This is a genomic window from Paenibacillus auburnensis (assembly GCF_927798115.1).
GTDB classification, from domain to species: Bacteria; Bacillota; Bacilli; order Paenibacillales; family Paenibacillaceae; genus Paenibacillus_AQ; species Paenibacillus_AQ auburnensis.
In genome coordinates, this window is the sequence record NZ_CAKMMG010000001.1 from 1498478 (window position 1) to 1517792 (window position 19315).

Consider the following 19315-nt stretch of genomic DNA (forward strand, 5'->3'; position numbering starts at 1 on the left):
AAAGCAAAGACCCGGTTACTTCACATCTACAGCTTCATAGAACAGTACATCATTCTCTACGTAGAGAAGCCCCTCCTGTTTAAGGTCCATCGATTGAATATCCTTTTTTGAGGGGTACTTCTGCAGAGCTTTATAGACATCTTCTTTATTCTGCTTATTAACAATCTGATAAACGACGATTTTATTTTTTCCTTTCTCCAAAATCAAATCATAGGTGCGGAAGCTCGCTTGTATTGAATCACGAACGGGCTGCTCTATCTTACCTTGAGGAGAATACTCAGTCATTGTATTTAAATCCATCCAGGAGATCACTGAGCGATGGATACCGGACCCGAAAGAATAAGCATACACGAGATCCATGGTGCCGTCATTATTGATATCGTAAGGCACAACACTGGTTACCCCATTGGCACCGAACCCAATTCCCAGCACTGCAGCCTTTCCATCAGCGACAACAAAGGTCTCTAAGCTGCTGCTGTCTTTAAAAATCTGGTGTTTGGTCTCTGACCAGACCTCTGGAGGTGTAATCTCATTCAGCTCACTAACCAGACTGACTTTCTGCTGACCCAGCAACTCCTGAATAATTGTTTCAGCTTCCTTAACGGACAGCTTTTCGGACTTGGAATCACATGCGGTAAACAGCAGGATTACCGACAGTAAACACACACCGAATTCGGCAAATTTGCGGTTGCTGTTCATGTCCGGACCTTCTTAATGTCTTTATTGAACCAATGAACATACCCGCAGCGGTCGCAGGTCAATATATTCGCTGAACGGTTAGCGAAATCCAGATTCAAGAAACTTAGTAAAGCGGTGTTCAACTGCGCATTGCCATGATCGAATCTATCATATTGACAGTGCACGCAGATCACACGCAGGCCATTCACCTGATAGGGGGCTGCAGCTGTTAACTCTTTTATATTTTTGGAAAAAATCTTAAAGAACCGCTTTGCTCCGTTTGCCATTTCTGGAGCCTCCTTTTGACACGTTTCCCTTTTATACGCATCCTAAATTTGGAAGTTTCAGTATATGCTGATCTATCTCATGTATAAGTGTTGGTGTACAGATAAAAAAACGGCCGTTAGTGTTCCCGGGGGAGCCTATACAGCCGTTTGTCCTATTATCTCTGCAGTGGTTTATTGTAGCCTTTGTCTTCATAGGGCTGTAATTCCTCAAGCCACCGTTTCAGCATTACCTTGCATTCCCATTTCACATCGGCAATTTCGTCAGTTTCCTTCTCCTCCAGCACTTCATAGCTGAAATTCTCTGCCCCAAGCGCTTTCCAGTCCTTTTGCAGCTCTGCATTTGCGAACCGGCCCATATCCAGCTGCATCTGGAGGGTAAACCATTTGTTCTTCAGATTGGAAAAGGTGTCGATGTAGATTTTACCACTGAGCTTATTAGTGATTTGGATGGCACCCATGTATGTTTTAATCTGCTTGTATTCCTCTTGAAGCTCCTTACGCTTGCTCTTGTCCACGTTATTCTCTCCTTCTGCGGAAGTCTTAATAGCCCATTTCCTTGAGTACCCGGGATAGTACACTTAGCCGCTCCCCGATCATTTCACCGTCTTCACCAAGCGCTTGGGCAAACAGCTTAATATCATTATCAATCATTGGATTGTCAGTACACACTGCCACATTCATGGCGTCTCCCTGCAGCCCGATACGATCAATCGTCGTGTTCTCCGGGTCATACATTTTGGGCATGCGGTAAGCATCCTGGAAGTATAAGCTGCTTCTGCAAATCAGGATCGCCAGATCCAGCACACGGTGCATCGGCAATTCTTCCGACTGTCTGGACCACTTCTCCCCTGTGTGTCTCCATACTTTAGCTGAGATATCGACCTTTCCCCGGTCATTCCACTGGGCTAAGCCGAGGGACAGCCCCTGGGCATCAGTGTTGCCGGCATAACGACCGTCTACCTGCTCATAATTTTCGGATACGATCACAGGTTTATGTTTTAGGGTGGTTGGAATTTTCATCTTTACACGCTCCAATTGTATTTACTAATTTACTAAATTACTAATTTACTAAGTCAAAAATCATAATACCCTTCATTCCATCATCTGTCAATCCCGCAAAAAAAAGCTTCCGCAGCAGATGCTGCAGAAGCTTTTTGGCGTACCTCTGAGTGTGGTCCGACTCTGGGTAGCCTTTGAAAATTAGGTGCGGCGCATGTAAGCGCGGACGGTGATGGGTGCGAAGATAGCCACAATCACAGCAGCGCCGACCAGCGAAAAGACGAGATCCGAACCTGCTGTTCCGTTATTCGCTAATTCACGGACTGCCGTGACCAGGTGGGAAATCGGGTTGATTTTGACGAACCACTGAAGCCAGTCAGGCATAGTATCGACCGGCACAAAGGCATTGGAGAGAAACGTAAGCGGGAATAGCACGATCATGGATATCCCCTGCACACTGGAAGCTGTACGGGCAATTACACCGAAGAACGCGAAGATCCAGCTGATGGCCCAGGAGCAGGCGATCACCAGCAGCGCTGCTATAGCTACAGAACCGATGCCGCCCTCAGGACGATAGCCCATGAGATATCCCATAACGAAAGTCAGTACCGTTGCGATGGTATAACGGACCGTATCTGCGAGCAGTGCTCCCGCCAGTGGCGCAATCCGCGAAATCGGCAGTGATTTGAAGCGGTCGAACACCCCTTTTTCCATATCCTCACGCAGTTGCACGCCAGTGACGATGGAGGTGGTAATGACCGTCTGCACCAGAATTCCTGGGATGATTACCGGCAAGTAGCTCACCACGTCACCAGAGATCGCTCCGCCGAAGATATAGGTAAACATTAGGGTGAAAATAATCGGCTGAAACGTTACATCAAACAGCTGCTCAGGGGTACGCTTGATTTTAAGCAGCCCCCGGTAAGCCATTGTCAGGGAATTGCGAACCGCCTGGCCGAAGCTGGAGTGATTCTTCAACTGGCGCTCAGCCCCCGGCTTAATTAATGTGCTCATATTGTTGTCCCCCTGCTTTATTATCTTTTTCGGATACCTGTGCTGCATTATCTTCTACACCATGACCAGTCAGGGACAGAAAAACTTCGTCCAGGGTCGGCTTCTGTACACTCATTTCGGACAAGGGAATTCCCGCAGCACGAAGCGCAATCAGCAGATCGGTTACCTGATCCGCATTGCCCATCGGCGCAGTAATCTTGGCAGCTTCTGCGGATACAGCGGCCTGAACCCGCAGCACCCGTTCAACAGTCTGCCGGGCAACCATAATTTGCTGCGGATTCTCCACTCTTAAGTGCAGCGATGAGCTGCCAACAGAGGATTTCAGATCATCAACGGTACCTTCGGCAACCACTCTTCCATGGTCAATAACCGCTATCCGGTCTGCCAGCTGATCAGCTTCCTCCAGATACTGTGTGGTCAAAAGAACCGTTGAACCCGAGCCCACCAGCCGGCGGATCGTATCCCACATCTGGTTGCGGGTGCGCGGGTCAAGCCCTGTAGTCGGCTCATCCAGGAAGATCAGCGGCGGCTGGGCGATCAGGCTTGCGGCCAGATCCAGCCGGCGGCGCATCCCGCCGGAGAAATGCTTGAGCGGACGTTTGGCAGCTTCGGTCAGCCCGAATTCCTCCAGCAGATCCGCTGCTTTACGCCGGGATTCCGCACGGCCCAGTCCAAGCAGCCGGGAGAAGATCACCAGATTCTCGGTAGCGCTAAGCGACTCATCGACGGATGCGTATTGTCCGGTTACCCCGATCAATTGCCGTACGATCTGCGGCTCCTTCACCACATCATGCCCGAAGATTCTGGCGGATCCGGCATCCGGGCGCAATAAGGTTGCCAGCATACGGATCGCTGTCGTTTTCCCGGCGCCGTTAGGCCCGAGCACCCCGTAGATGGAACCGGTGGCTACCTGAAGATCCACCCCATCTACCGCACGGTTGTCTCCGAACACCTTGACCAGCCCCTGCGCTTCAATGGCTAATGCTGCTTGCTGCGGCGCTTTTTTGGTTTGTTGACTCATTTGCTACTCCTCCTACACAACTAATATATAAGGATCATAAATCCCTTATTTAAACTGAATATAAACGTGTATGTATTTCTTCAGCCCTTCAGTCCTGTTCATTATAAGCCTGATTATGGAGCTGCCAAACGGTCTGCAAGACCATTTTGCCCTCCGTCCCCGGATGTAGAAACCGGAATAAATAATCGTAGACAAAAAGGTAACCTGTTACATATAATAAATGTGTAATAGGTTACCTTTATGAAAGGAGCAGAAACTAATGGACTTAAAAGAACAGCAGGCTTACATCCTCGGCGCCTTCCTTACGCTCGCCAACCGTCTTCAGGTGCTGGGTGACCAGCTGGATGAGAAGATCACAATGAAACAGTGGCTGCTGATTGCTGTTATTTTAAAGAGCGGCTCCCCTGCACCTGCCTTAAGCGATCTGGCTGCGATGATCGGCAGCTCCAGGCAAAATGTCAAGAAAATGGCCCTTCTGCTGGAGAAGCAGGGATTTGTGACGCTCTCTAAGGATGAAAAGGATGCACGGATTCTGCGTGTGAGGCTTACCGAAGAATGTATGGTTTATTTTGCGGGTAGAAACCGGGAGGAAGAACAGTTCATGGACGATTTATTCCAGGATTTCAATGCGGAGCTGACCAGCGGACTGTTCACGGGTCTGACCAAGCTCACTGCTAACATTACCCGGATGGAAGCTGGCTCCCCAGATGAAGAAAAGGAGTAGAACCCTTATGATTCTGCTGATCATTATTTTTGTTAGTCTCGTTACCGCTACAGTTGTCTTTTGGCAAATTCCATACTCCAAAACCAAGGCTGAATTCCAAAAATTAGCCTCCGGTTTGCTCAAGGGTGCACCAGGTGCGTCGAATAAAGTATTCACCAAGGAGGATTGGGCTGCGCTGCCGCCGCCTGTCCGGAAGTATTTTGAAAACGGCGGATTTACCGGAATTCCGCAGATGTCCTCCATGAAAGCCGTTTTCCGTAAGGTTGATTTCATCCTGAGTCCGGGCAAAACTGCCATAACTATTGATTACACTCAATACAACTTCATAGATCAGCCCGCCAGAATAGCCTTTATTGACACTTCGATGTATGGTGTCCCTTTTCAGGGACTGGATTCCTATGTAGGGGGTGAAGGCGGCATGAAGGGCGTTCTCGGCAAGACATTTACTCTATTTAACCAGCGTGGCGGAGAAATGGATCAGGCGAGTCTGGTCACCTTTCTGTCAGAGGTTATGCTGCTGCCAAGCGCTGCACTGCAAAGCTACATTACCTGGAAGAGGGTAGATGATCTGCATGCGGAAGCTACTATTTCCCGTTACGGCATTACAGCCAGCGGAATATTCAGTTTTCGCGAGAACGGGGAATGCAGCTCTTTCACGACAGAAGACCGCACGGCCATCGGGATGGATGGTTCAAAACAAAAGGTGAAATGGACCGCCTACATGGATAACTACAGAATAATCGGCGGCGTCCGGCAGCCCACTCACCTAAAAGCGGTATGGCATTATGAACAAGGAGATCTTGTGTACTTTGACAGTGACAATCTCCATTTAGAATACCGTTAATCCGCGGTTATTGGGCAGTCTCTATATAGTCTTTCACATCGCATAACCATATCATATGATCATTGCCAAGGCCCCAGTAGTCCTGAATCGTCTTATACGGCGCCCCGAACTTTCTGAGCCATCGCTGCTGCGCGCGCTTGTAGCCGCTGTCCAGGCAAAATTGCTGTATCCCCTGCCTCTTAAGCCACGCAGCCATGCTTTTAATCAGCGCTGAGCCCACCCCCTGGCCCTGAAACTGCGGCAATACGTATAAACTGCCCAGCTCACCTGTACCATCCAGCTCACCGCCTGTACATACCCGGATATCCTCTCCGCAGGGACCGAAGGAAATCGTTCCGGCTGCTGTACCGTCCAGCTTGGCAAGCATAAAAAAGGTATCCGGGTGGTCACCCGAGAGCGAGCTTAGCACAAGCTTACTTTTCCCCTCAATTTCATGTTGAATATCCTCGCGCAAATCTCCAAGTCCCTCTTGTTCAAAGGCATCCGTAATTGAAATTTCAAAAATCCGGGTTGCCGCCTCTTTATCCTCAGGTTTTAGCCTGCTTATAGTCAGCTTCGTATGCATTTCTTAGACACCTCTAAACCAGATTAAGCTACTGCTTAAGGTAAGTGTACACAAAATGATCTGGTGTGTGGAAGAGAAATTCTGCAATAATATACTATAAGCCTCCAAGCGGAAGGTGTACGATTCTTGTTGACAATGAATCAGGAGGTCAGCATGAATCTAACCACTTTTCTCGTTTACTGTGTTATTGTTACTTTTACCCCCGGACCCACCAATATCGTCATTCTTTCATCCGTCCAGCATTCCAGCATGAGGCAGGCGATGAATTATGTGCTCGGTGCGACGATGGCCTTCGGCCTGCTGCTTGGCGCTTCCGCCATCCTGAACCGGATGCTTGCCGGTATCCTGCCGAGTATACTTAGCACCATGCAGATCGTAGGCTGTCTGTACATGCTCTATCTGGCGTATCAGATCTTCCGGATGGGTTCGGCGGAATCCCTGGAGCAGCATCCGTCCGGTTTCGCTTCCGGCTTACTAATGCAGTTTGTCAATCCCAAGGTTATTTTATTTACCTTAACCGTGATCCCGAGTTATGTGCTGCCTTATTACAGTTCGCCGCTTATTTTGATGGTATTCGTTATTATTATAACTGTTATCGGATTTTTGGCTTTTGCAACCTGGCTTATTTTCGGCTCTGTATTCAGATCGTTTCTGCTGAATCACCAGCGGGCGGCGAATACGATTATGGCGCTGTTTCTGGTCTATTCGGCCGTAATGGTTTCGGGGCTTCTATAGAGAATGGAGGTGCACGCAGTGGAACAGTTTATTTATAAAAAATCGGAGGATATCCTGGCGCTGTCCGCTAGCATGAGCGACTTCACCTACAAAAAGCACTGCCACGAAGAATATGCTGTCGGTGTGACCCTGCGCGGCATCCAGCAGTACAATCTGAACGGCAGCTTTCAGTCTTCGCACCGGAATGGCGTTATGCTTTTCAACCGTGAACAGTATCATGACGGCAGTTCTTATGACCGGGCCGGCATTGATTATGTCATGCTCTATCTGAGACCCGAATTGGTGTCAGAGATACTGGGAAGTAAGGAGCTCCGCTTCAACATTCCTATTGTATATGACCGGTGGTTAGCGCGCTGCATCTGCTCACTCTCGGAAGCCGTTCAAACCGGCCAAGAGGAGTCCTTATGCAGTGAACTGCTGCTCTCCCTTATTGAGCGCCTAGCCCATACGTCAGCCGATACAGCCCACAGAATGGACAACCGGTTTGTCGAACGGGCTAAAGAGATGATGATGGGCAGCCTTAACCAGGTGCTGAAGCTTGAGGATCTCAGCAACGAATTCGGCATATCCAAATTCCAGTTCATCCGCGGGTTCAAGCAGCATGCCGGCATTTCGCCTTATCAATTTTTTCTGAATTGCAAAGTGGAATACGCTAAACGCTCCATCGAACAAACCAAAGATATCTATGCGGCTGTAGCGGAATGCGGGTTTTTCGATCTAACCCATTTGAACAGGCATTTTAAAAGCATGTTCGGTGTCACCGCTTATGAATATATGTCACAGCTTAACTAAACGGTATTCTTAACGGTAACCAGCAGAAGCTCCCGGGATCAGCGGATCATCCGGGAGCTTCTATTTGTGCTGCTCAGTTTTTTTTCACTACAGGAATCCAAATCTCGCTTCTATATGCGGGTGATGATGTATCTTTACTTTCGTTCCACAAAATCTCCGGCCCTTCCACCAGCTCATAATGCGAGGAAGGAAACCATTCAGAGTAGATTCTTCCCCAAACATTTTGCAGTGTATCTGGAAAAGGACCCACGGCTTCAAATACAGCCCAGGTAGCGGCAGGCACCTCAAGCTGCGAGAAGGGCTCCGGACAATCCAGTGTCGTAGCCACGCCTATATAATGATCCAATTCCCCCTTTTCCTCCATCCGGCCCTCCGAGAAATTCACAGAAGCGCTGATCATTCCTTGGGGTACTGTATTGGAGAGAGCTTTAAGCTGGCTGATCATCTCCAGATTCAAACTTCCCCACATCGCCGCAATTTCCGGATTCACTCCCTCAAAAACAATCGGTACTCTTTTATGAAGACCTACAATGCGGAATGCTTCCTTCTCTTCCATACGGTAATTCATTTCATTTCCTCCCTGGACTGTTAATTGAAACGTCTTCCGAGGAAAGGCCTTGAGCTGCTGACCGTTCACTCTGGCTTCAGAAGGCGTTACTCCATGAAACAGCTGAAAAGCCTTGGTAAAGGCATCGGGTGAACTGTAACCGTAATTGACAGCGATATCGATGATCCGTAAGGAACTATGCTGCAGTTCAAAGGCTGCCAGCGTCAAACGTCTGCGGCGCACATATTCAGACAGCGGGATTCCGGCCAGAAAAGAAAACATCCGCTTAAAATGATACTCCGAGCACACCGCCCGCCTTGCTGCTTCCTTGTAGTCAATTTCACCCGATAGCTGCTCCTCAATATAGGCGAGCGCCTTATTCATATCCTCCAGCGGATTCATGCAGCTTCCTCCTTTCCTCAAGTCCAGATTAACAAAATCACGCCGCTTGGCTCCGACAGTTCGTGCACCGTATTGACGGATTCTCTAACTAGCTGACCGGTTCCTTCAGCGAAATCTTCTTCAGGAGATCAATGAATTGCTGCTTGCTCTGCGGATCTTTATCCAGATTCGTAAACTCCAGAATATATATTACTTTATTCTTGATGGTTACAATCCCGTAGTATGTATTATGAGTTCCGGTCGCGCCGGATGCTGCTGGCCCGTTATCAGCATCAAGGGTAATTAATCTGCATACTCCCGCAGGCAGGTTTATCGTTTCATCGTTTATGACTGAGCTGTGATTAGGCAGTGCATGTTTAAATTCAAAATCAGCTACATATGGACTTGAAGAGATTCGTCCTACTCTTTCGCCCCGGTCATTTTTTAGCAAATAATTCATTGGATCCTCCGTATCCAGCTCCCAGTTAGCAGGCAGCTCCAAGGCAAGAGCAGATAAGTCATACTCCTCAGCAGCGGCAACCATAGAACTAACTTCCTGATGATCCGCCTGAACGTCCCCCTCCACTCCAAAATTAGAACACCCGGTCAGGCTTAACAGTAAAGCAATGGTTATAACCATTGTTTTATTGGCTATCCGCATTCCCTTCATCCTCCATTGCTTGTTCTACTTAGGATAATTATCCCATATGAACGTGTGTAGTGCAGCTAAACATTCATAAAGTCTATAAAAAATTTAAGTTTAAACGATGCCAAGAAAAATAGATTTGCTTTCTAATTAGATATGTATATAATTAGATTAAAATAAAATTAAATATTAGTTAAAATGGAGGATCACAATAATGAAGAGTAAATTGGATAATTTTTTGGACCGTGACCGTAAGCTGCGCAGCTGGCCCGCCAAACGTACCAATCAAAGAATCGTTGTAGAGTATTTGAGTACAAATTTTGCAGAAGGTGTGGAGTATACCGAGGCAGAGATCAATGAGATTATCAAAGACAATCACACCTTTAATGATCACTGCTTTTTACGAAGAGAGCTGGTTGACAACCGCCTATTGGGCAGAACCTCGGACGGCAGCAAGTACTGGAAAATCCCCCTGCCGGAAGAACTGTGACTAAGTTGAGGCATAGCCGAAAAAGCCTGCCGCTCGCCATTTCAGGCTGCTTGCAGGCTTAATGTGCTTAATACTATTCCAAACGTTATTTCACTTAACTTAGACAATAAATGGGTGCACCCATTGGAGCAGCTCCTGCTCCCCCGTCAGCAGTGATATCCGTACCTTGAATGAAGGAGGAATCATCCGAAGCCAGGAACAGTGCAACTTTCGCGATTTCTTCAGGTTCACCAAGACGGTTAAGCGGAATGGACAGCGACATGCCTGCTTCCAGTTTAGCCCAGTCTTCTGGTGTATTCTGGCCCCAGATAGGCGTACGGGTTGCTCCAGGCACTACATTGTTGACACGGATTCCTCTTGGCGACAGCTCGGAGGCCAGAACCTTGGTCATACTGCTGACTGCACCTTTACTTGCCGCATACGCCGAGCCGCCGGGTCTGCCAGCTTGGGCGAGTACTGATCCTGTGAGGATTACCGAAGCACCTTTCTGCAAATAAGGCAGTGCGGCTTGAACCGTGAAGAAGACGCCGGTCACATTCACTCTTAACACTTCATCGAAGGTAGACAGCTCTGTATCCCCGACTGGTGTTGGTGCGCTGATACCTGCATTTGCATATACAATATCCAGTTTGCCGAATCTTTCAATGGCAGCTTCTACAGCCTTGGCCGAGCTTTCCGGGTCCGTTGCGTCAGCTTGCACCGCAAGTGCAGATTCATTTCCAAGCTCCTCTACAGCTGCATTTAGTGTGGCAAGATTACGGCCGGTTAGAACAACCCTTGCTCCTTCCGTAACAAACAATCTGGCTGCCGCCAGACCGATACCGCTGTTCCCGCCAGTGATCAAAGCTACTTTACCATCCAATTTACCCATCGTTAACGCCCCTTTAAAATGTAGTAGCATTCGGGAACAATCGTTCTAGAACACTCATAAAATTGAACTGCTTAATTAAATTGAACATGTAATTATTGAACCCAGTGTAACATATCGGGAACGACCGGTAAAGAATTATTTTACCGGTCGTTCTCAAAATATCCGGTACAGATTCTTCCGGCTGACACGCACCTATCCGCCTATTCCATCATACATAGTTGATAGATAGAAGGGCGGGATGCAGGTGGGCAATAATACAACCTTTGAACAACGGGCAACCTTTCTGGCGGCTGTATGCAGTCAGACCTATGTGCAATTCAATAATCCCGACGGATCGTTCGTGGTGCCGTTTAATTACTCGCTGAAATATACAATTATGGCCAAGTCGGCCGGAAACATCTGGGAAAGGTTCGGCTTCATCCTGGAATCGCCAGAAGAAATTATTATTGCCTTTCGGGGAACCAGCTCGACCACCAACTGGATTTCCGACATCATCGCTTCGCAAAAGAGGTTCAAATATATCAATGAGTACTGCCTGACCCACCGCGGGTTCACCGACATCTATTCTTCAGCCAGGAGTGAGATCATCTCAGTGCTCGCCAGTCTGCCGCCCGGCAAAACCTTAATCATCACCGGCCACAGCCTCGGTGCAGCACTTGCTACCCTTTGTGCAGCCGATGTCGGAGCCAATACCGTCTTCACTTCACCCCTGCTGTACACATATGGTTCCCCCCGGGTCGGTGATCCGGCCTTCAAAAAAGCATTCACTACGTATGTACGCAGCAGCTACCGTATCGCCAATACCTTTGACGCCGTAACCTATGCTCCCCCGACGATCTATAAGCTGCCCAAACGGGAAAAACGATACTACTACAGTCATGTTCAGGCACTCAACACGCTTAACTTCCAGAATGGGGCTATCGGCCTCAATCACATCATCAGCAGCTATTTTGCAGAGCTCGCCAAGCTTGATCCGCAATTCACCCGGCAATTATGTCAATCCAGCCCCGGCTTCTGTCCGGTTGTGGAACTCACATTACAGAAGTAAGAGAAGATTATTCAGCTCCTTGATATGCTAATTGAATCTCCCATTTCCCGATGCTGTGCTCAATTTTATGTACGCTGGTGTACGAAGACGGGAATGCTTTGGACAGATTCGTCCACTCCAGCCCCCGCACCAGATGATAGACCACATTGATTACACCGCCATGGGTTACGACTAATACATTTTCACGATGAAGCTGCCCCTCCTGCTCCCGGCACCATTTAGCGAAAGTATTCTTAATCCGTGTATAAAATTCAAGCGGGCTCTCCCCACCTGGGTAAGGTTCATCCATCCGGAGGCCGGCGAAATATAATCCGGGATACCGCTCATCGACGATTTCATTCGGCATGCCTGCAATAACACCATTGTTGGTTTCTCTCCAGTCTCTGCTAGGCTCCACTGTAAGGCTGAGCTTCGCAGCAATTTCGCCTGCTGTATCCAGCGCCCTGGGTAGGTCACTGCTGACAACACGATGTATATTATAAAGCTGTTTATTTTCGTTTAAATAGATCCCCAGCCGTTCCGACTGCCTGTACCCTTCTGTATTCAATCCCCGCTGACTCCAGCCTCCCCGGTAACCTTCATCATCACTACCGTGTCTTACCAAATAAATGGACATCATTTATCCTCCAAATCCTGTATCCTTGTCTTCGTAAAGATATGTATTTTCTGGAAATATGTCTATGATATATGCCTCCCCCGTGACATAAAGAAGACAGTCCAAAAGCGCCTAAGCGTTTTGAACTGCCCTTATTCACCTCAAATATTTACAAGGATTCCCGGATTACCCGCTTGTAATAGAGTACGGATAAGAATCCAAAAATCGAATACAGAACCGTATACAGCAGCATTACCAGTATCATTGGTGTGAGCATCTCGGTTCCGAAGAAGAACCATCCCGATTTGACCGCAAAATAGCTGTGGCACAGCCCGATGACCAGCGGAATACCGAAGTTGAACAGCTGCTTATACTGGATACCGCGCAGGAGATCACTCTGGGTGAAGCCCAGCTTGCGCAGAATGGTATACCCGCCCTTTTCCTCTTCACCTTCGTCCATCTGTTTGAAGTACAGGATACAGCCGGAGGTGATCAGGAAGGTCAGGCCGAGAAAGCCGACAATGAACATTATCATCCCCATATTAGTCCGCTGGTTCAGCGCGTATTCATACTGGGAGAAGGCTGGTGATTGCGGTTTCTGGTCCATATAGATTTGATTTGCAGTATCGATCTGTGAGCGGTTGGTTAACTCAATACCGTAATAATCCGCGACCTCCTGCTTTTTCTGCAGCTTAGGATCCCGCAATTGCACCAGTTCCTTGAATACAGTCTCATCTACAATGAAGATTCCGCCGCCTTCCCCATAATAGAAGGGCAGCACCGGAGTTTCGGATATCCCGTTAAGCTGCTGCTTGATCGTGTCATTAACAGTCCGGAACCCCACCTCACCGGTTTTACTGAGTGACATGAATTTTTCCAGCGCACCGCCATAGCCTACAATCCGGGTTTCACCCGGTTTCAGATCCATACCTTCGACTTCACTATCACTCACTACAGAAGTCGTAAGTACATTATCCCCTGGAGCTGTAAATTCCGAATGTTCCATTATCTTTGAAGCATCGACTTCCATCCGAACCGGATGCATGTCTATCTCTTTGTATTCAATATGCTTCGCATCCAGGGCCTGGACAAACTTCTCCTTCACTGCTGCCCGGGCAAAACCGAAATCATGCGGTGAGCTTTGTTTGGCCGTTTCCTCCGCCGAATAATAGGAGATGTAGCTGAGGGACAGCAGGCCGATAGCCAGCGCCGATACCGTAGTAATTATCGTCAGCAACAGCGCGTTTGATTTCATCCGGAACATAATCGAGGAGAGTGACAACACCTCATTGATTGAGAGATACCCCTTTTTGCTCTTACGGATGGCATTGAACAGGAAGCTGACCGAACCTTTGTAGAACAGATACGTACCGATAATCACCAGAGCGAGGATTACAATCATCGCAGTCATGAGTTCGGACATTTCCTTGAATTTTCCGCTGAAGAGCTGAGTTGAAATATAATACCCTGCGGCAATAAAGGTGATGCCCAAGAGACCGAGAATGATTTCCCACAGCGGCATTTTGCGGACGCGTGTCTGGGTTGTTGCACCCGCTTTGAACAGGGATAAAATACTCTGCCCTTTGATGAACAGATAGTTCATAAGCATAATCAGCAGGTAGATGGCAGCAAAGACGACGATCGTCCGTACCAGCGCATCCGGTGAGAAGCGTAGCTTTGCCATTGCTTCAATCTCTAGTATTTTGAACAGGACCATCAGAATCAGCCGTGAAACAGCAAACCCTGCAGCAATACCGAGAATCATCGATCCGAAATAAAGCATCAGATTCTCAGCGCTAAGCAGCCTGAAAATCTTACCTTTGGTGAGTCCGATCAGCTGGAACAGTCCGATCTCCCGGCTGCGCCGCTTGATAAAGATCGTATTGGCATACAACAGGAAGATTGCGACGATCCCCACCAGCAGCACCGAGGACGTGCCGATGGCTGCCCCCCCTTTAACCGAACCTTCAATGTCATCCAGCGCAGGATCGAATTGCAGCGTAACGAAGGAGAAATACAGTGCCACACTGAAAATCAGGGCAAAGACATACAGGTAGTAGTTTTTAAGATTCTTTTTCAGATTACGAAAAACAATATAGTTCAGACTCATTGCTGAACACCGCCCAATACACCCTGGGTTTTGATAATATCATTGAAGAAGGACTGGCGGGATTCTTCGCCTTTGTTCAGCTGTGTGTAAATCTGTCCGTCGCGGATAAAAACCACCCGGCTGCAATAACTGGCCGCTACAGGATCATGGGTGACCATGATGATCGTAGCCTGGCGCTTGCTGTTCATATCAGCGAGTTTGTTCAGCAGATCCGAAGCGGATTTGGAATCCAGCGCTCCCGTAGGCTCATCTGCAAAAATAATGCTCGGCTCATGCACGAACGCCCGCGCTGCTGAGGTCCGCTGCTTCTGGCCCCCGGATATTTCCGCCGGATATTTGTTCTGAAGCTCTGAAATCCCCAGCTCCCCGGCCACCTGCTCAAACTTTCCATGAGCCTCCTTCTTGGAAATGCCGGTAATCGAGAGCGGCAGCAGCACATTTTCTTTGACCGTCAGTGTATCCAGCAGATTATATTCCTGAAAAATAAATCCGAGATGGTGCTTGCGGAACTCTGCCAGCTGCTTCTCCTTCATCCCGGTAAATTCCTTGCCTTCGATCTCGATCGTCCCCTGGCTGACCCGGTCGATAGAGGATAATACGTTCAGCAGTGTCGTTTTACCTGACCCGGAAGCTCCCATAATACCGACGAACTCACCTTTATCTACCTGCAGATCAATTCCCTTGAGCACTTCCTGCTTGTTAAATTTATTTCCGTAGGTTTTGTAGATTTTATTGGCTTGCAAAATGACCATGTTCACCCACTCCTTTTCTGTAATTTCATCATAAGCGGGATCAGCTTTCTTTTCCTGCGATTCGCCGAACAATATGAACAGGCATGTGACATTATTGTCACATGCCCGTTATCAGGGGAGGGCAGAGATGGGCTTAAGACGTAACTACGTCGAATGTTTGGACTTCCCATCCGTCACTTCTGCCCATTCAGGTAAGGTCAAGTTCCACTAATATAGTTGGTGTGCTATATTCAAAATATCACGCCCTAAATTTTCCTGTTAGCAAATCTATTATTAGGAGGGAACAATGAAACATCAATTCATTGAGGCTCTAGCAAATCATTCGCTCGATGCGCTCCGCAGAATTCCCAAAAGCGACTTGCATAACCACGCCGGGCGCGGAGGCAATATCAAGTATATCGGAGACTGGGTGAATACCACCATCCTGCCGCCTTCCTCCAAATTCGGATCTTTGGGTGAGATGCAGCAGTGGTTCGTCAGTCATGTAAAAAGCCTTTGTCCAGGTATCCAAGGCTATCTGAAACGGGTTGAGGCTTCCTTCGTCCAGGCCACTGATGACGGGATTGAACGCTTGGCCCTCAGCTACGGGATAGATGAAATTGATGCCCTCGGAGGTATGGAGGCATTCATACATACAATGGACGGGTTCAGTCATCAGTATGCTCCGCAGACACAATTCCTGCCGGAGCTGGCATTTGACAGCCGCAGCAATGTTGACGAAGCATTGGACAGGTTGGATGAAATCCTGTCTTATCACTGGTTCAAGTCCGTTGATATCTGCGGCCCCGAGCTGGCCCAGCCGATAAGAAACTTTCGCCCGCTCTACCGCCGCGCCAAGACCGCAGGGCTCGTGCTGAGAGCTCACTCCGGTGAATTCGGTACGGCTGACGATGTGATGGAAGCCGTCGAAGAGCTGGAGCTTCATGAGGTTCATCATGGAATTGCCGCAGCACACTCTCTTCAGGTAATGAACTGGCTTGCCGGGCATCGCATCACTCTGCATGTCTGCCCGACCAGCAATGTCATGCTCGGCCGGACAGAAGATTACTCCACACATCCAATCCGAGCACTGTATGATGCCGGAATCCCAGTTACTCTTAATACGGACGACCTGCTGATCTTTAATCAGAGTGTATCCGAAGAATATCTGAATCTGTACAGCTCCGGGCTAATGTCGGCAAATGAGCTGAATGATATCCGTGAAACCGGACTTCGAAAATAATGCCCGCAATCACTGGCCGGCAAGCCTCACGAAATCATTCTCCCGCGGAAAGGTCAGTGTAAATGTTGTGCCTTTCCCGGGTGCCGACTCCGCCCGGATGCCAATCAGCAGTGGCTCTGCAACCTGCTTCGTCAGATACAGTCCCATGCCGGTAGCCGCCCCTTCCTGCCTGCCCAGTGTGGAAGTAAAGCCCTTGTCAAAAATACGCGGGAGATCCTTGGGATCGATCCCTCTCCCCTGATCTTCAATGATAAGTACAACATGTCCATCCGTTTCCCTACTCATAATTACAATATCCGAAGCCTCACTGTATTTCACCGCATTAGTCAGCAACTGCCGGAGCATGAACCCGAGCCACTTCCCGTCAGTAAGCACCGTTTCCGCCTCGAGTGACACATCGAACCCGATTCCTTTGGGAATGCACCATGACTTCAGCGCCCGGATCTCTTGATTAAGAATCGGTTCAAGTCCGGTGTCCTCGATGAAAAGATCATTGCGCATAAACGGGATACGCTTCTGATGGAGCTGCTGGTCAAGCAGATGATGAATCCGCAGCCATTCGTACATGATCTGGCTCCGCAGTGTTTCGTCCGGAAGGCGTTCAATCATTAGCTTCATCGCAGTAAGCGGAGTCTTCACCTCATGAATCCATGACAGCAGGTCGTCCTTCTCCTGCTCCAGCAGCCGGAAGCTCACAGCGGATTCCCGGCGGTAGCGTTCTGTCTGGGAGGTTACCGCCTCCTGCACAATCCGTTCAAACGGACTGTCCGCTTCGTCAAACGCCTCAAGATCATACACCTGGTCCCAGGCTTTAACGGCCCTGTAGAACCGGGTCTCCTTTTGAAACCGGATGAACACAAACGCCGTACAAACCAGCACATTCAGCAGAACAATATAGAGAAGCGGAAGAAAGGGTATGGAAGCATCCACAAAAGCAACAAACAGGATCATCACTTGAATCCCGGCAAGCAGGCAGAGCCAGCTCCGCTTCTCCTTTATGTATTTGGTAATCATAACGCTGCCTCTTCGGTCGCCATATAGCCCTGCCCGACCCTGGTTTCGATAAAGGTGTCCAGCTCCAGCGGCTCCAGCTTTTTGCGTAACCGGTTCACATTCACAGTCAGCGTATTATCGCTCACGAAATGCTCATTATCCCAGAGGTTTTTGATCAGCTCCTCACGATCGACAATCTGATCCTTACGCTCCACCAGTATTTTTAGAATGAACATTTCATTTTTGGTAAGCAGCGCGGCACCGAGGCTGTTCGTAACGGTATTCTTCACGTATTCAATCGTTGCCCCCCGCCATGTCTTCAGCTCCGTCCGTTCGCTGCTGTAGTTGTACACCCGGCGCAGGGTAGCCTGGATTTTGGCGATCAGCACCTCGAAATGGAACGGCTTCTGCATGAAATCGTCCGCACCAAGCTGCATGGACATAACCATATCGCTCGGGTGATCGCGGGAGGAGAGAAAAATAATCGGCACATTAGAGTGCGCCCGGATCATCCGGCACCAATGGAAACCATCATAAAGCGGCAGCTGGATGTCAATGATGACAAGCTCCGGCTTAACCGCCGTAAACTCCTGCAGCACTTTTGAGAAATCCGAGATGCCGTAAACCTCATAGGACCATTGGGATAAGCGCTCCCTTATCTCGTTAAATAGTGTAACATCGTCTTCGACCAACATGATTTTGAACAAAAAAGGGCACCTCGTTTCGAATCTCTATATCTTTTTCTTATTTAGTTTGAACTCGTAATTCTTCCATTTGTGGATCGGCCGTGCATTCAGAGAATATTTGGACTTCCAGCTACTTTTCCCTATGAATTTATTTTCAAGTTCAATACATTAATCAATTGCTGCAGCCCCATGTCCAGCATGGAATTCATCCGCAGGCTGTAATCCGCGAAATGCAGGTCTTTAGTGAGTTCATTGGGAACGATCACAACGTGCATATCCGCACTTCTTGCAGCTTGAGCCCCGTTGGGCGAATCCTCAAAAGCAATGGCATTCCGGGGGCTTACTCCGAAATATTCCAATACATTCAAGTATAATTCAGGGTCCGGCTTGACGTTACTTACATCACCATTTGTCCGGATGCAATCGAAATAATGAACAAGCTCCAGTTCTTCCAGATTGGGCATCACCCAGTCATATGGAGCGCTGGATGCCAGACCGATCTTCAATCCGAGCCTGCGCGCAGTCTCGAAATAATTCAACACCCCTGGCAGGGTCTTTTCATTTTTGATCATAACATCGTATTTCTGCCTCCGAAGTATCCTCAGCTCCTCACGGATAAGCGATAGCCCGGTACATTCCTGTAAGTAGTTGTAAGGATCAAACGCCTGAGCATGTCCACCAATCCGCTTACAGTACAGCTCTAGAGGCAGTTCCACATCATACTCACGAAGAATCTCCTGAAAGGAATAGAACTCATAGGTCTCAGTATCCCGAATTAATCCGTCAAAATCAAAGACTACCGCTTCAATCATTCATTCACCGCCTTTATATTGCAAAATTAAAGCCAGCGCATAAACCGCTTATGGGAGACTTTGATTTGCTTCTGCTCCGCCCATTCAGACAGGTCTTTTATGTAATTATCATTTTCTAAACGGAAACAATTCTTATAAGGCACAAGAAAATTACCCTTAGGCCTAATACCGATGACAGGCATAAAATAACCTCTTACAAACACAGTCTTGATGTCACTGGCTTCAATTATCCGATCCTTAACTGTAATATTCTCTGGCCTCATTACAATTTCGAAAGGTGTTCTGGCTGTAAATGCCCGGTAAATCAAAATCCCTTCAATAACTAGAAAAACAGGAAGGCATGCAAAAGCTAAGTGAAAATCCCAACTGGCAGTAATGATAAAAAAGCTCCACAACCCCATATTCACACTTAATGCTATCAGCAGCGATATTTCAGCGGGGCCTCTGGCTTTGTATACTTTTGTATTCTCTATAAAATCCTCCGTTCTAAATATACGACCCCG

The 19315-nt window shown here is 48.3% G+C and carries 24 protein-coding genes; 7 read left to right on the forward strand and 17 right to left on the reverse strand.

Features of this window, described 5'->3' with window-relative positions:
• Window positions 1-15 precede the first annotated feature (15 nt).
• The 6 genes from L6H70_RS06925 to L6H70_RS06950 all read right to left on the reverse strand — a co-directional run bounded on the left by L6H70_RS06925 (window position 16) and on the right by L6H70_RS06950 (window position 3999).
• Window positions 16-699, reverse strand: coding sequence for a hypothetical protein (locus tag L6H70_RS06925; protein WP_236331285.1), 684 nt, complete (start codon window positions 697-699; stop codon window positions 16-18).
• Complete coding sequence (locus L6H70_RS06930; protein WP_236331287.1) at window positions 696-965, reverse strand: hypothetical protein; 270 nt, start codon at window positions 963-965, stop codon at window positions 696-698. The genes L6H70_RS06925 and L6H70_RS06930 overlap by 4 nt, the downstream gene beginning before the upstream one ends.
• 155 nt (window positions 966-1120) lie before the next feature.
• A complete protein-coding gene (locus tag L6H70_RS06935; protein ID WP_236331289.1) occupies window positions 1121-1480 on the reverse strand; it encodes a GIY-YIG nuclease family protein in 360 nt (119 codons plus the stop codon).
• A gap of 25 nt (window positions 1481-1505) precedes the next feature.
• Window positions 1506-1985 carry a DUF6530 family protein gene (locus L6H70_RS06940; RefSeq protein ID WP_206100689.1) on the reverse strand — a complete coding sequence of 160 codons (480 nt, stop codon included), beginning with the start codon at window positions 1983-1985 and terminating at the stop codon, window positions 1506-1508.
• 180 nt (window positions 1986-2165) lie between these two features.
• Window positions 2166-2978, reverse strand: coding sequence for an ABC transporter permease (locus tag L6H70_RS06945; protein ID WP_236331291.1), 813 nt, complete (start codon window positions 2976-2978; stop codon window positions 2166-2168).
• Window positions 2962-3999 (reverse strand): ATP-binding cassette domain-containing protein, encoded by a 1038-nt coding sequence (locus L6H70_RS06950; RefSeq protein ID WP_236331293.1) that lies wholly within the window; start codon window positions 3997-3999, stop codon window positions 2962-2964. The genes L6H70_RS06945 and L6H70_RS06950 overlap by 17 nt, the downstream gene beginning before the upstream one ends.
• A 259-nt stretch (window positions 4000-4258) precedes the next feature.
• On the opposite strand from L6H70_RS06950, the gene L6H70_RS06955 reads away from it, so the two are divergent.
• On the forward strand, window positions 4259-4723 hold the full coding sequence (locus L6H70_RS06955) for a MarR family transcriptional regulator (protein WP_236331296.1): 465 nt from the start codon (window positions 4259-4261) through the stop codon (window positions 4721-4723).
• 7 nt (window positions 4724-4730) lie between these two features.
• The gene (locus L6H70_RS06960; protein ID WP_236331298.1) at window positions 4731-5567 is read left to right on the forward strand and encodes a DUF6544 family protein; all 837 of its coding nucleotides are present in this window, start codon (window positions 4731-4733) and stop codon (window positions 5565-5567) included.
• A 7-nt stretch (window positions 5568-5574) separates the two neighbouring features.
• Here L6H70_RS06960 and L6H70_RS06965 read toward each other — a convergent pair whose 3' ends face one another.
• Window positions 5575-6132: a GNAT family N-acetyltransferase gene (locus L6H70_RS06965; protein ID WP_236331300.1), complete on the reverse strand. Its 558-nt coding sequence runs from the start codon at window positions 6130-6132 to the stop codon at window positions 5575-5577.
• Between the two features lie 153 nt (window positions 6133-6285).
• On the opposite strand from L6H70_RS06965, the gene L6H70_RS06970 reads away from it, so the two are divergent.
• On the forward strand, window positions 6286-6867 hold the full coding sequence (locus L6H70_RS06970; protein ID WP_236331302.1) for a LysE family translocator: 582 nt from the start codon (window positions 6286-6288) through the stop codon (window positions 6865-6867).
• A gap of 18 nt (window positions 6868-6885) precedes the next feature.
• On the forward strand, window positions 6886-7659 hold the full coding sequence (locus L6H70_RS06975; RefSeq protein ID WP_236331304.1) for a helix-turn-helix transcriptional regulator: 774 nt from the start codon (window positions 6886-6888) through the stop codon (window positions 7657-7659).
• Window positions 7660-7732: 73 nt separating this feature from the next.
• Here L6H70_RS06975 and L6H70_RS06980 read toward each other — a convergent pair whose 3' ends face one another.
• Both L6H70_RS06980 and L6H70_RS06985 read right to left on the reverse strand, forming a co-directional pair.
• Window positions 7733-8608: an AraC family transcriptional regulator gene (locus L6H70_RS06980; protein ID WP_236331306.1), complete on the reverse strand. Its 876-nt coding sequence runs from the start codon at window positions 8606-8608 to the stop codon at window positions 7733-7735.
• An 88-nt stretch (window positions 8609-8696) separates the two neighbouring features.
• Entirely contained in the window at window positions 8697-9248 is a 552-nt protein-coding gene (locus tag L6H70_RS06985; protein WP_236331308.1) for a hypothetical protein, read from the reverse strand.
• Between the two features lie 199 nt (window positions 9249-9447).
• Here L6H70_RS06985 and L6H70_RS06990 point away from each other — a divergent pair, with 199 nt between their 5' ends.
• Complete coding sequence (locus L6H70_RS06990; RefSeq protein WP_236331310.1) at window positions 9448-9723, forward strand: DUF2087 domain-containing protein; 276 nt, start codon at window positions 9448-9450, stop codon at window positions 9721-9723.
• 94 nt (window positions 9724-9817) lie between these two features.
• Here the strand turns inward: L6H70_RS06990 and L6H70_RS06995 are convergent, their stop codons facing one another.
• Complete coding sequence (locus L6H70_RS06995) at window positions 9818-10594, reverse strand: SDR family NAD(P)-dependent oxidoreductase (RefSeq protein ID WP_236331312.1); 777 nt, start codon at window positions 10592-10594, stop codon at window positions 9818-9820.
• Between the two features lie 238 nt (window positions 10595-10832).
• On the opposite strand from L6H70_RS06995, the gene L6H70_RS07000 reads away from it, so the two are divergent.
• Window positions 10833-11642: a lipase family protein gene (locus L6H70_RS07000; protein ID WP_236331314.1), complete on the forward strand. Its 810-nt coding sequence runs from the start codon at window positions 10833-10835 to the stop codon at window positions 11640-11642.
• A gap of 7 nt (window positions 11643-11649) precedes the next feature.
• On the opposite strand, the gene L6H70_RS07005 is transcribed toward L6H70_RS07000, so the two are convergent.
• From L6H70_RS07005 to L6H70_RS07015, 3 genes are all read right to left on the reverse strand, one after another.
• Window positions 11650-12258, reverse strand: coding sequence for a histidine phosphatase family protein (locus tag L6H70_RS07005; RefSeq protein ID WP_236331316.1), 609 nt, complete (start codon window positions 12256-12258; stop codon window positions 11650-11652).
• A 148-nt stretch (window positions 12259-12406) separates the two neighbouring features.
• The gene (locus L6H70_RS07010; RefSeq protein ID WP_236331318.1) at window positions 12407-14347 is read right to left on the reverse strand and encodes an ABC transporter permease; all 1941 of its coding nucleotides are present in this window, start codon (window positions 14345-14347) and stop codon (window positions 12407-12409) included.
• Window positions 14344-15099: an ABC transporter ATP-binding protein gene (locus L6H70_RS07015; RefSeq protein ID WP_236331320.1), complete on the reverse strand. Its 756-nt coding sequence runs from the start codon at window positions 15097-15099 to the stop codon at window positions 14344-14346. The genes L6H70_RS07010 and L6H70_RS07015 overlap by 4 nt, the downstream gene beginning before the upstream one ends.
• Before the next feature lie 286 nt (window positions 15100-15385).
• On the opposite strand from L6H70_RS07015, the gene L6H70_RS07020 reads away from it, so the two are divergent.
• Window positions 15386-16321 carry an amidohydrolase family protein gene (locus L6H70_RS07020; protein WP_236331321.1) on the forward strand — a complete coding sequence of 312 codons (936 nt, stop codon included), beginning with the start codon at window positions 15386-15388 and terminating at the stop codon, window positions 16319-16321.
• Between the two features lie 9 nt (window positions 16322-16330).
• On the opposite strand, the gene L6H70_RS07025 is transcribed toward L6H70_RS07020, so the two are convergent.
• The 4 genes from L6H70_RS07025 to L6H70_RS07040 form a co-directional block, all read right to left on the reverse strand.
• Window positions 16331-17335, reverse strand: coding sequence for a sensor histidine kinase (locus L6H70_RS07025; RefSeq protein WP_236331323.1), 1005 nt, complete (start codon window positions 17333-17335; stop codon window positions 16331-16333).
• Window positions 17332-18021: a response regulator transcription factor gene (locus L6H70_RS07030; RefSeq protein WP_236331325.1), complete on the reverse strand. Its 690-nt coding sequence runs from the start codon at window positions 18019-18021 to the stop codon at window positions 17332-17334. The genes L6H70_RS07025 and L6H70_RS07030 overlap by 4 nt, the downstream gene beginning before the upstream one ends.
• Window positions 18022-18140: 119 nt before the next feature.
• A complete protein-coding gene (locus L6H70_RS07035; protein WP_236331327.1) occupies window positions 18141-18812 on the reverse strand; it encodes an HAD family hydrolase in 672 nt (223 codons plus the stop codon).
• A gap of 26 nt (window positions 18813-18838) precedes the next feature.
• On the reverse strand, window positions 18839-19219 hold the full coding sequence (locus L6H70_RS07040) for a hypothetical protein (RefSeq protein ID WP_236331330.1): 381 nt from the start codon (window positions 19217-19219) through the stop codon (window positions 18839-18841).
• Window positions 19220-19315: the final 96 nt, after the last annotated feature.